Origin of the sequence: Holdemanella hominis, assembly GCF_014306155.1 — a bacterium.
Classification (GTDB): Bacteria; Bacillota_I; Bacilli_A; order Erysipelotrichales; family Erysipelotrichaceae; genus Holdemanella; species Holdemanella hominis.
Map to the genome: position 1 here is coordinate 1 of NZ_JACRWH010000065.1, position 10896 is coordinate 10896.

Here is a 10896-nt window from a genome sequence, read left to right on the forward strand (position 1 = left end):
AGTGGTTAACTGTCGATAGATTTGTTTAGGAGTTCCTCTATGTCATCAATCTAAAACTGAATATTTTTAGAATATGAGTGTAATTTTGTCTTGACAAAGGTCACTTCATAACAGGTGATAGACAATGCAGGAAAATGTATTCTTTTTTCTAAAGACTAAAAATAGTGTTAAATATTTATACGATAATATCAGTGTTGAAGATGGACTTGCCCTCATGCGCAAGCACAAATATACGGCGATGCCCATTATTAATAAGGAAGGGGTTTATGTAGGAACCCTTACAGAGGGGGATTTTCTTTGGTACTTATTAGACCATCCTTCAATTCATAAAGAAGATCTAGAACAAATGGAGATTCGTGAATTAATTCGTGGAGACTTTACGCCACCAGTTCAAATCGATGTTCCAGTCGATCAATTGTTCGCTCAATCTTTGAAACAAAACTTCGTCCCCGTAGTTGATGATCGTCAAATTTTTATTGGTATTGTGACACGACAATCCATCATTCAATATTTAATGAATAATGCCGATAAATACATACAACAATAAAACAGCCGGATTTATTCTGGTTGTTTTCTTTATCACATTGAAAAAAGCCTTTAAATTGTGTATGATAATGGGTATTAATGAAGGAGTGATAGTTTCATGAATCCGGATGATTCAGTCCCGTTACAGTATAGTTTAGGAGGGTTAATATGAACCTTCCCATCTTAATTTTATTTACATTTATTCTAAACATCTTGTTTTCAATGACAAGCAGCATCGTTTCTACAAACAAAGAAATCGAAGATGAATCTTATAAATATCAAGCTACATTAAAATGGTTATCTCTATGCATGGAAATATTTGGCATTGTGATGAGTGTAATCTATTTACAGCCCATGATCCATACTCCATTACTTTATGTAGTCGTACTTCTATTGGTGTATGTATATATTTTATTGAGTGATTTATTACCGAGAAAATTTGCGAATGCACATTTAAATCAGTTTGAAAAACCATTTATGTCCATTGCGAAAGGTATTCAATCCTTATGTACACCATTTACTTTTTTCTTGCGTTTTGAAGTGGAAAAAGAACAGGAAGATTATTCCGAAGAAGATATTTATGAAGTTATCAACAGTGGCGGTGTTGAACCAAGTCAAAAAGAGTTTATCGAAAACCTATTTGAGTTCGATGATACACCCGTTGAAGAAATTTGTACGCATCGAAGTGAAGTTGTTTGTCTATATCTAAATGACGATAAAGAAACATGGAAAAAGACCATTCTAGAAAATCGTCACACATTATATCCTGTATGTGATGAGGATAATGATGATGTAGTAGGTATTCTAGATACACGTGATTATTTCCGTTTAGATTCGATTGAACAAGATAACGTCATCAATAAAGCGATGGATCAGCCTTTCTTTATTTCACAGAATATGAAGGCCGATGTTCTATTGAAGGAAATGAAAATTAAAAAAGTATACTTTGCGGTTTTACTTGATGAATATGGAGGAATGACCGGTATCGTGACTTTACATGATATTATTGAAACCCTTCTTGGTGAAATCCAAGAAGATGATGATATTGAAGAGCCAGATCCAATCCAACAAATAGATTCTGATCAATTTAGAATCTATGGCCAAGCTGACATTGAAGATGTCGAAAAAGCTTTAGGCATTTCATTAGAAGATGAGGATTGTGACACGTTTGGTGGATACATCCTAAATCATTATGGACAAATTCCTGATGAAGGTTCACATTTTAAAGTCAGTCTAGACTTAATGGATGTATATGTTAAGGAAGTAAAAAATCATCGTATTGGACAAACTATTGTACAAATAAAGCGAAAAGAGGAAGGAAAGCAAAATGAAAGCACTGAAAAACGCAATCGAGACTAGAGGACATTTTATTAATGATGAGGTATTAAAGGTTGATGCTTTTTTAAATCATCAAATCGACTGTTCTTTAGTAGATGAAATGGGAAATGAATTTTATGAACACTTTAAAAACAAAGGCATCACAAAAGTAGTAACCATTGAATCTAGCGGTATTGCACCCGCCTATGCGACAGCCATTCGTTTGAATGTGCCATTGATTTTCATCAAGAAAACACAACCAAGCACAATGATCGATCCTGCTTTTGCGGAAGTCTTCTCTTTCACAAAGAATAAGACATATCCAATTTGTATTGAAAAAGAATACTTAAAAAAAGGCGATAAAGTATTATTCATTGATGACTTCTTGGCAAATGGTGAAGCATTCAAGGGAACGGAAAACTTAATTGCGCAGGCACAAGCTGAAATCGTTGGTGTTGGCATGGTTATCGAAAAAGCTTTCCAAAAAGGACATGCATATATTGCTGAAAAGGGATATGACCTTTTAGCGTTGGCATCTATTGCAGGTGTTAAGAATAAGAAAATTTCATGGGCTGATGAATAATCAGTCCATTTTTTTAAAAATTTGGGGGATTCTAATGAAAAATACATTCAAAAAACTATTTATTAGCTTTACCGTATTATCACTCACTGCATGTGGTTCAACTACAATGCAAGACAATACGTTTGCGGCTAAAGAAAACAAGGACTTCACAAAATACACAAACCAATTGGTAGTTGAATATGCCGAAAACGACTATACAACGATGCACCAATTCTTTGAACATCCAGAAGACTATGGCATTGATATCAATAATGTAGATGTAAGTCTTGGTGAATTTTATACAGATAATACTGAAGAAATCAAAGAAGATCAAAAAGAATTAAACAAGTTTAATCGCAGTACTTTAGACAAAACGCAACAAACCATCTATGATGAATTGAAATATGAGAATGAATTGAGCTTAAAAGCAGAGAACAAGAAATTTCAATATTTGAATAATTGTTGGAGTACAATGAGCGGACTTCATCAAAGTTTGATTTCTGTTTTTTCCGAATACATTTTACGAAGTGAAAAAGACATTCAAGATTTGATTACCCTCATCAACGATGTGCCTCGCTATACAAACGATGTATTGGAATATACAAAAAAACAAGCAGATAAGAATACCTTACAGTTTGACTATGATTCTGTTACCCAAGATATTCAAGATGTGATCAATACTAAAGAGGATAGTTCAATCACAAGTGCATTATATAATGCGATTGACACTTTAAATCTAGATGAAGAAAAAACAACATCTTATAAAGCACAAGTCAAAGATGCCATGGACACAAGTTTCTTTCCTAGTTATCAGGCTATGTTAGATACATTGACCTCTCTTCAATATAACGTACAACCACTACAAGGGTTGTCGAACTATAAGAATGGTAAGAAATATTATGAAGTATTAGTTGAAAATGCGACAAGTTCTACCAACTCTATTTCCACAATTAAAGAGAATACGCAATCCGCAATCAATTCAGCTATCACTAAATTTCAGAAGCTATATAAAGGCAATCCAATGATTGCGTATGAACTCGATTCAGTTTCAACGGATTTTACAGATGTAAATCAAATTCTAGAAAGCCTTCAAAAAAACTATAAAAAGGATTTCCCAAAAGTAAAAACCATGAAATATGATTTAAAGGCACTGCCAGAAGATCAATCTGTCAGCGGAATTGTTGCCTACTTTATTACACCAGCCTTGGATTATTCACAAAACTATCAAATGCGCTACAACAAACGTGATTATGGCGATGATCCATCAAGCTTAACACTTTATCAAACATTAGCTCATGAAGGTATTGCCGGACATATGTATCAAGCCCAATACAACAAGGAACATTTAAAATACCCAATCCAATTCTTCTACAACAATCTAGGTATGTCAGAAGGATGGGCTACTTATATGGAAAGCATGTCTTTACATTATTTAGATAATAATAAAGATTTATTAGAAGCCTATAATTTGAATAACATTCTTACCAATCTATACATTGTCTTAATGGATATTAGCATCCATTATGATGGTATGTCACTCAATGATTTCAAGAATGAATATGGTGATATATTTGGTTCAGAAGGATTAGAAAGTATTTACAATCAATTGGCAGATAATCCAACTGTATTCTTATCTTACTATTACGGATATCTTCAAATCGTAGATTTAAAGAGTACAGCCAAATCTAGATTAAGATCTAAATTTGACAATGCAGACTTCCATAATGCCCTACTACAATATGGCGAAGTCAACTTCAATATTGTCAAACAAAGCGTAAATGAATACATCAACAAAAACAGGTAGAACCCAAAAAGATGTTGGTCAAATTTCCAACATCTTTTACATTTTTCTAGGGGAATATTCCACTACATTTAACACTTTTTATTTAATAATTTCTTTTCCCTACAAACACATTATATACACTTGTGTAACGATAGCTCTTTTTTCGAACCGAATCATCGTATGAAATTACATTTAATTCTTCCATCTTCTGAATCGTACGATTGATTGTTGATTTTGATAATCCTGTCATATCCTCTAATTCTTTTTTAGTAAATACAACTTGGGAAAGAATAATTGGCATAATCTTGTATAGTGTTGCACTACGGATTGTTTCCATTTTTGCCATATCTTCCTTGTAGATTCTATCTATTTCATTCATCTTATAGATAAAACTATTGCACTGATCGACAACGCATTGAAGAAAAAATTTGATATATCCCAAATAATTTCCTTTACGACTTTCCATTAGATTATATTGATATGCAGGTTTATACAATTCCAATATTTCCGACATGTATAATATTGGTTTATCTTGTTCAAACCTTGCCATTTGAATAGGAATCAAAGCTCTTCCTAGTCGTCCATTTCCATCTGAATATGCATGAATCGTTTCAAATTGCGCATGGGATAATGCCACATTAATTAAATATGGATCAACAAACTCATCATTCATATATTCATATAAATTTTCTAATAATCCGTATACATTTTCTGGTGCCGGAGGAATAAATATCGCATTATCAATACTCGCTCCTTTAGGACCAATCCAATTCTGAGTTGTACGAATATGACCTGGCTTCTTTTTAGAACCACGAACACTATCCAATAAAAGCCTATGCATTGTATTCACCAATTCAAAATCAATATTTTTTCCAGTAATAATTTTTTCATATGCGTATTCCACAGTTTTCTTTAAATTTTGAATCTCTTTATTATCATCTGTTTCTTCCATATACTTTAAATAATACATTTCATCTTGCGATATCTGTGTACCTTCAATTTGAGTTGATTTCAAACTCTCACTCAACAAAATCGAATCTAAAAAGTATTTTGAATCAAATTCCAAAGTCTGTAGTTTAATCTTATACTCTGTATATTTCGCGTTTGCCTGAGACAATAATCTTAATAAGTCTTTATCCATTTTATAATTGACTGGATACAAATCTGCACTAAAAGGTGTCATTTTTTCTACCTCCTGACTTTGTTTACATTATTTTACCACATAAAAGTATCATAATTTTAAATCGCGACTTATTTTACTGCTTTTTTATTGTATTTTGATTCATAATTTTAGATTTTAACACCTTTTTATGTTTTTTTATCCCATTTTGAGTCAAACTTGACTCATTTTGACTTCGTTTCAACAGAAAAAGTGTCATTTTTTTAAATTATGACACCTTCAAAAGAATATTTTCAACTGATTTTTCACCTTTGAGTATTTTTACTTACTTAAGGTAGTAAACTACTCGGCTACAAACAACTTAGCTTCTTGTTTCAACTTCCATTGTTTGATTAATACAAAGTTGTATTTTCAGGTCTTATACGATATCTGGAACCGACAAAGCTATCTGGAAACCTCAAAAGGAAAGTTGTCCTCTACGGCTACATCGAAAAGTTCCTTGAGCATCTTGGTGAACTCTTCAATATCAGAGAAATTTCCTTTGAATGCTGGGGAACTGTACAGTTTGTACAGAACCGTAAAGGCGTGATCTTTACTGTTGTTCCATTCGGTCATGGAGTTAAGAATGTGTCACCCCCCAACAAAAGAACTCATGAAGCTAACGCTGGAACAAAAGCTGTCCCACAATGGTCATCCAGTGCTTCTGTCTACGATGACAGAGAAATCCTTTTTATTTGAATATAGTGCGATTTTGACATACTATGTCTTGAATTTATAGTTTTGGGGAGCATTTATGTCCTTATATTCTTAACAATGCTCCCCAATTATAATTGTAATAATTGTTCCCTATAAGGAGGAGAAATCATGCCCGTACAATATAGTGAAATACAAGAATTGCTCAGAAGTCGCGCCGATCTTCACGCTAGGCTTAATTTGATACCATACGATGGAACACCTGAAATCAAAGAACGTGGCGTTAAAAATACCTCTATGTAAGAAAACGTGTTGCTGGCAAGCAGACATCAACTTACGTGGGTGCGTATACTGAAGAACTGTATAATTTGCTTCTTCGAAATGCAAGAGAAATTCGTGAAATCAGAAAATCACTCCGAAGCATTGAAAAACAACTTGCTGAAGCCGGATATTCTGAAGACGAACTTTCTATTAATATCGTAAACAACATTGCATTCGCACGTGCCAATATGAAGATGAACATCTATGATCAGGCTGTTTTGGAAGGTGTCGCAACGTCCTTTCCACAGACAGAGGAAATCATAGAAAACGGAAAGGTTTCCGGCATGACCGCTACCGATGTGCAGAAGATTTTAAATCTGAAGCATGCATGGGAGTTTATTTTGGACCGCGATGTAGTTGCCAGCCGTTCCGATTATTATATGCTCAGTCATATTGCAAGAATTGTAAATGAAGGCTTTTTCGCCGAAGGTGGCCGTATTCGAGGTGTCCCAGTTACCATTGGAGGCTCATCTTATGTTCCACCTTTGCCGAATGAACTGGATGTAAAAGACAAAATACAAGAGATTGCCTGGGAAGATGATGAACCCATTAATATCTCCATCAAACTATGCCTTTACTGCATGAAAACTCAAATATTTTTGGATGGTAATAAATGTGCTTCTGTCATTTTTGCAAACCATTATCTTATTTCACATGGCGGTGGTTTTCTAGTAATTCCTGAAAAAGAAGTACCTGAATTCAAGCGGTTGCTGGTAAAATACTACGAAGGTGAAGACATCGCAGTAATTACAGCATTTATGAAAGAGCGCTGCTGGAAAACAATAGAGTCTTAAGCAACATTCATATTGGGGAGTATATCTTGTTATTCTCACAACATTTTGCTCCCCAATATTATTAAAGCTTGAAATCCTTAACTTCAAAGGTTTTAAGGTGCTTTTTAACAAACAGAAAATTTGTGGATTTAAGTTTCGCTAAGTTTCATTTTTGCTGTGCAGATGATCAAAATATCAATTGAACAATAAAAAGGTACCCACAAGTGAGTATCACAACTGTCACATTGTTGTCCTCCTTATAGGTACCAATTTATTAATTTTCTAATGTATTATAAGTCGAAGCCAAAATAACGAACGGCATTGTTGTAAGAGATACCCTTAACAATTTCAGTTAAGTTTTCTTTATCATAAGGATATTCTCCATTTTCAACCCATGTACCAATTAAGTTACACATGATACGGCGGAAATATTCATGTCTTGAATACGACAAGAAGCTTCTTGAATCTGTCAACATACCTAAGAAATTACCTAATAATCCTAGATTTGCCAAAGATGTCATTTGTTTTTCCATACCCGTTTTATTGTCGTTGAACCACCATGCAGATCCTTGTTGAATCTTTCCAATCGCATCACTATTTTGGAAACATCCAAGTACTGTACCGATCAATTCATCATCTCCAGGATTTAAACTGTAAAGAATTGTTTTTGGCAATCCACCATTTTCATTGATCGCATCCAACATATTTGTAAGTTGGTCTGCAGGTGCAAAGTTTGAAATACAATCATAACCCGTATCTGGTCCTAACTTATTATACATAGTTGTGTTGTTGTCACGTTTACATCCATAGTGCAACTGCATTACCCAACCTAAGCGTTTGTATTCTTTTGCGATGAATAGTAAGAATGCCGTCTTATATTGATCACATTCTAATGCCGTAACAGCTTCATGATTTAATCCCTTTTCAAAGATTTTTTCAATTTCTTCATCACTTGCTGGAGCATACATAACATAATCCAATCCGTGATCACTCACTAGACATCCCATTTCATTAAAGTATTCCATACGTTTGATGATTGCTTTTTTCATATCTTCAAAAGTATGAATTTCAACATCAGAAACAGTTGCCAATTTACTCATATAATCGGCAAATTCTGGTTTATTGATACGCATAGCTTTGTCTGGGCGCCAAGCAGGAAGTACCTTTACATCAAATGTTTCATCCGCTTTAATCACTTTATGCCAATGTAAATCATCAATCGGATCATCTGTAGTACATAATAATTTAACATTTGAGTTTTTAATTAAATTACGCACACTCATATCATCTTGTTGTAATTTTTCATTGCACAAATTCCATACTTCTTCGGCTGTTTTACTATTTAAAACACCATGGTATCCAAAGTATCTTTGAAGTTCCAAATGAGACCAGTGGAAAAGTGGATTTCCAATAGCTTTTTCAAGTGTTTCTGCCCACTTCTGGAATTTTTCACGATCGGGTGCATCTCCAGTAATATAGTATTCGTCCACTCCGTTTGAACGCATTTGACGCCATTTATAGTGGTCTCCGCCAAGCCATACTTGCGTGATATTCTCAAATTTACGATCTTCAGCAATTTCTTTTGGATCAATATGACAATGATAATCTACAATTGGCATCGTATTAGCAACATCAAAAAATAATTCCTTAGCGACTTCATTGGTCAACAAGAAGTCTTTATCCATAAATTGTTTCATTTAAAAATTCCTTCCTTCTAACTTACATATCCCATTAAACCAGGTAACCATAGACTCAATTGTGGTATATATGTAACTAACATCAATACAACAATAATAGCGAAGAAATATGGTAATAAGTGTTTAAATACCGTTTCAATCTTAACGCCTCCGACTTTAACACCAACAAACAGCGTCGTTCCTACTGGAGGAGTAATTGTTCCAATACACAAGTTGAAGATCAACATAATACCAAAGTGAATTGTATTCATACCTAATGCCATGCATACGTGTCTCGAAGATTGTGAAAGCGCAGACACGGACTATAAAAATAGAACTGTTTGATATGTACTTTGAAAATATTATTGATGTAATTTTGATTTAAATGAAGAGATTTCGCATCAGAATGAATGGATGGAAACAAAAATCCATTCTTATCTGGTTTATAAACGATCCAGTATTCACGAAGAGTCTTTAACAGTGCGTCAGATAAAGGAACTTTGCGGGATTTGCCGCGCTTTGATTTATGAATGGAAAGCAACATGTTTTTAGAATCAATATCTTTAACGCGTAAACGAGCTACTTCGCCAACACGAAAACCAGCATCTAGCCCAAGAAGAAGGAATACCCGCAGACGAACATCGTTGGTATCTAGCAATAAATGAATCTGTTCATCTGTAAAAATATTGATTTCTACAGGATCATATAAAATGTTAGGAAACTGTCTTCTAGATAAAGGAATTTCTAAAACAACATCAAAAAAATAGCGAATAGCACTGATAACCGCATTTAAAGAAGAAGGAGAATAGGTTCGTTTCAGATAGACAACATAATTCTGAACTGTTTTTACATCAAGATTGGATACATCTTCCAACTGATAAAAATCAAACATTTTCGAAAGATAGTAGAAATATTGATAAATTGTTTTCTCAGCAAGGTTTCTATATTCCATCATAAAAGCAAATTTGTTTAAAGCTTCATCTTTATTCATAACAACACATCCTTTCAAAAAATAAAGACAAAACTATGATAGAATAAGATACAGAAGATAACTAGGCTAAAAAAAGCCCACACTCGTTAGAGTGTGTTAGTTCAATTCTACTATAACCACAAAGACGATTCTGTAAAAGATTTAGTTCATGCGGTATGCACAAACACTTCATTCTGGGGCCAAGACTTAACTCAAATTGCTGGATTTGAAGATGCCGTAGTTCAAACTTTAACTGAAATTGAAGAAAAAGGTACTTACGAAGTCATGAAAGAATGCTTATAAGAGGGGGAAACAATGAATAAAGTATTAGAAGAAATTTCAAAGATTGGAATTTTACCAGTCGTTGTCTTAGAAGACGCAAAAGACGCAAAACCATTGGCACAAGCTTTATGTGCTGGTGGTTTACCTTGTGCTGAAGTAACATTTAGAACAGCTGCTGCCAAAGAATCGATTGCCTTCATGCGTAAAGAATTTCCTGAAATGTTAGTCGGAGCTGGAACTGTATTGACTGTTGAACAAGTGGATGAAGCATTAGAAGCTGGGGCTCAATTTATCATCAGTCCAGGCTTTGATGAAGATGTAGTAAAACACTGTATCGAAAAGAATGTGCCAGTAACTCCAGGAACATGTACGCCTAGTGATGTACAAAAATGTTACCGATTAGGGTTGGATGTAGTAAAATTCTTCCCTGCTGAAGCAGCCGGTGGATTGAAAATGATCAAATCCATCGCAGCTCCATATACACAAATGAAATTCATTCCAACTGGTGGAATCAACGCAAACAATATGAAAGACTACTTAGAATACGACCGTATCTTAGCCATTGGTGGTAGCTGGATGGTGAAAGGTGATATAATTAAGAGCGGTGATTTTGACAAAGTGGAAGCTTTGACAAGACAAGCCGTAGAAAAACTTAGGGAGGTTCGTTGATTATGAAACAAAAAGTAGTCACTTTTGGAGAGATTATGTTGCGTTTAGCACCAGAAGGATATTATCGCTTTGTACAAGCCGATACTTTTGGTGCAACTTATGGTGGTGGAGAAGCCAATGTAGCTGTTTCTTTAGCTAATTATGGTTTTGATGCCAAATACGTAACTCGTCTTCCAAATCATGAAATTGGCCAATGTGCCATCAA

13 protein-coding genes are annotated in these 10896 nt (G+C 34.3%); 9 read left to right on the forward strand and 4 right to left on the reverse strand.

Annotated elements, in window-relative coordinates; genetic code table 11:
- The first annotated feature begins 124 nt into the window (after window positions 1-124).
- The 4 genes from H8911_RS10880 (at window position 125) to H8911_RS10895 (ending at window position 4208) form a co-directional block, all read left to right on the forward strand.
- Window positions 125-547, forward strand: coding sequence for a CBS domain-containing protein (locus H8911_RS10880; RefSeq protein ID WP_117925300.1), 423 nt, complete (start codon window positions 125-127; stop codon window positions 545-547).
- Window positions 548-693: 146 nt separating this feature from the next.
- The gene (locus tag H8911_RS10885) at window positions 694-1884 is read left to right on the forward strand and encodes a hemolysin family protein (protein WP_117925302.1); all 1191 of its coding nucleotides are present in this window, start codon (window positions 694-696) and stop codon (window positions 1882-1884) included.
- A complete protein-coding gene (locus H8911_RS10890) occupies window positions 1853-2425 on the forward strand; it encodes a xanthine phosphoribosyltransferase (protein ID WP_186999673.1) in 573 nt (190 codons plus the stop codon). The genes H8911_RS10885 and H8911_RS10890 overlap by 32 nt, the downstream gene beginning before the upstream one ends.
- Before the next feature lie 34 nt (window positions 2426-2459).
- A complete protein-coding gene (locus H8911_RS10895) occupies window positions 2460-4208 on the forward strand; it encodes a DUF885 family protein (protein ID WP_186999674.1) in 1749 nt (582 codons plus the stop codon).
- A gap of 82 nt (window positions 4209-4290) precedes the next feature.
- Here the strand turns inward: H8911_RS10895 and H8911_RS10900 are convergent, their stop codons facing one another.
- Window positions 4291-5370 (reverse strand): Fic family protein, encoded by a 1080-nt coding sequence (locus tag H8911_RS10900; RefSeq protein WP_186999675.1) that lies wholly within the window; start codon window positions 5368-5370, stop codon window positions 4291-4293.
- 801 nt (window positions 5371-6171) lie between these two features.
- On the opposite strand from H8911_RS10900, the gene H8911_RS12790 reads away from it, so the two are divergent.
- Window positions 6172-6303, forward strand: coding sequence for a hypothetical protein (locus H8911_RS12790; RefSeq protein WP_255466365.1), 132 nt, complete (start codon window positions 6172-6174; stop codon window positions 6301-6303).
- A 35-nt stretch (window positions 6304-6338) separates the two neighbouring features.
- Window positions 6339-7115 (forward strand): Fic family protein, encoded by a 777-nt coding sequence (locus H8911_RS12795; protein WP_255466366.1) that lies wholly within the window; start codon window positions 6339-6341, stop codon window positions 7113-7115.
- 269 nt (window positions 7116-7384) lie between these two features.
- Here H8911_RS12795 and uxaC read toward each other — a convergent pair whose 3' ends face one another.
- From uxaC to H8911_RS10920, 3 genes are read right to left on the reverse strand one after another with little or no spacing between them, the layout of a single operon-like run.
- On the reverse strand, window positions 7385-8791 hold the full coding sequence (gene uxaC, locus H8911_RS10910) for a glucuronate isomerase (protein WP_186999676.1): 1407 nt from the start codon (window positions 8789-8791) through the stop codon (window positions 7385-7387).
- Between the two features lie 17 nt (window positions 8792-8808).
- Window positions 8809-9054, reverse strand: a complete 246-nt coding sequence (locus H8911_RS10915) for a TRAP transporter large permease subunit (RefSeq protein WP_222621023.1) — start codon at window positions 9052-9054, stop codon at window positions 8809-8811.
- Window positions 9045-9761, reverse strand: a complete 717-nt coding sequence (locus H8911_RS10920; protein ID WP_186999677.1) for a tyrosine-type recombinase/integrase — start codon at window positions 9759-9761, stop codon at window positions 9045-9047. Before H8911_RS10920 ends, H8911_RS10915 begins: the two co-directional genes overlap by 10 nt.
- A 93-nt stretch (window positions 9762-9854) precedes the next feature.
- Between H8911_RS10920 and H8911_RS10925 the strand changes: the two genes are divergently transcribed.
- The 3 genes from H8911_RS10925 to H8911_RS10935 all read left to right on the forward strand — a co-directional run.
- Window positions 9855-10043 (forward strand): hypothetical protein, encoded by a 189-nt coding sequence (locus H8911_RS10925; protein WP_186999678.1) that lies wholly within the window; start codon window positions 9855-9857, stop codon window positions 10041-10043.
- Window positions 10044-10055: 12 nt separating this feature from the next.
- Window positions 10056-10691 carry a bifunctional 4-hydroxy-2-oxoglutarate aldolase/2-dehydro-3-deoxy-phosphogluconate aldolase gene (locus H8911_RS10930; RefSeq protein ID WP_186999679.1) on the forward strand — a complete coding sequence of 212 codons (636 nt, stop codon included), beginning with the start codon at window positions 10056-10058 and terminating at the stop codon, window positions 10689-10691.
- Window positions 10692-10693: 2 nt separating this feature from the next.
- The coding region (locus tag H8911_RS10935) for a PfkB family carbohydrate kinase (protein WP_255466367.1) at window positions 10694-10896 on the forward strand (203 nt) is incomplete at its 3' end.

What these genes read in the sequence shown, in the direction of transcription:
- H8911_RS10930 (WP_186999679.1), top strand. Translation starts at nt 10,056, where the DNA reads ATGAATAAAGTATTAGAAGAAATTTCAAAGATTGGAATTTTACCAGTC.
- uxaC (WP_186999676.1), bottom strand. Translation starts at nt 8,791, where the DNA reads ATGAAACAATTTATGGATAAAGACTTCTTGTTGACCAATGAAGTCGCT.
- H8911_RS10895 (WP_186999674.1), top strand. Translation starts at nt 2,460, where the DNA reads ATGAAAAATACATTCAAAAAACTATTTATTAGCTTTACCGTATTATCA.
- H8911_RS10920 (WP_186999677.1), bottom strand. Translation starts at nt 9,761, where the DNA reads ATGAATAAAGATGAAGCTTTAAACAAATTTGCTTTTATGATGGAATAT.
- H8911_RS10890 (WP_186999673.1), top strand. Translation starts at nt 1,853, where the DNA reads ATGAAAGCACTGAAAAACGCAATCGAGACTAGAGGACATTTTATTAAT.
- H8911_RS10880 (WP_117925300.1), top strand. Translation starts at nt 125, where the DNA reads ATGCAGGAAAATGTATTCTTTTTTCTAAAGACTAAAAATAGTGTTAAA.
- H8911_RS12790 (WP_255466365.1), top strand. Translation starts at nt 6,172, where the DNA reads ATGCCCGTACAATATAGTGAAATACAAGAATTGCTCAGAAGTCGCGCC.
- H8911_RS10915 (WP_222621023.1), bottom strand. Translation starts at nt 9,054, where the DNA reads ATGGCATTAGGTATGAATACAATTCACTTTGGTATTATGTTGATCTTC.
- H8911_RS10900 (WP_186999675.1), bottom strand. Translation starts at nt 5,370, where the DNA reads ATGACACCTTTTAGTGCAGATTTGTATCCAGTCAATTATAAAATGGAT.
- H8911_RS10885 (WP_117925302.1), top strand. Translation starts at nt 694, where the DNA reads ATGAACCTTCCCATCTTAATTTTATTTACATTTATTCTAAACATCTTG.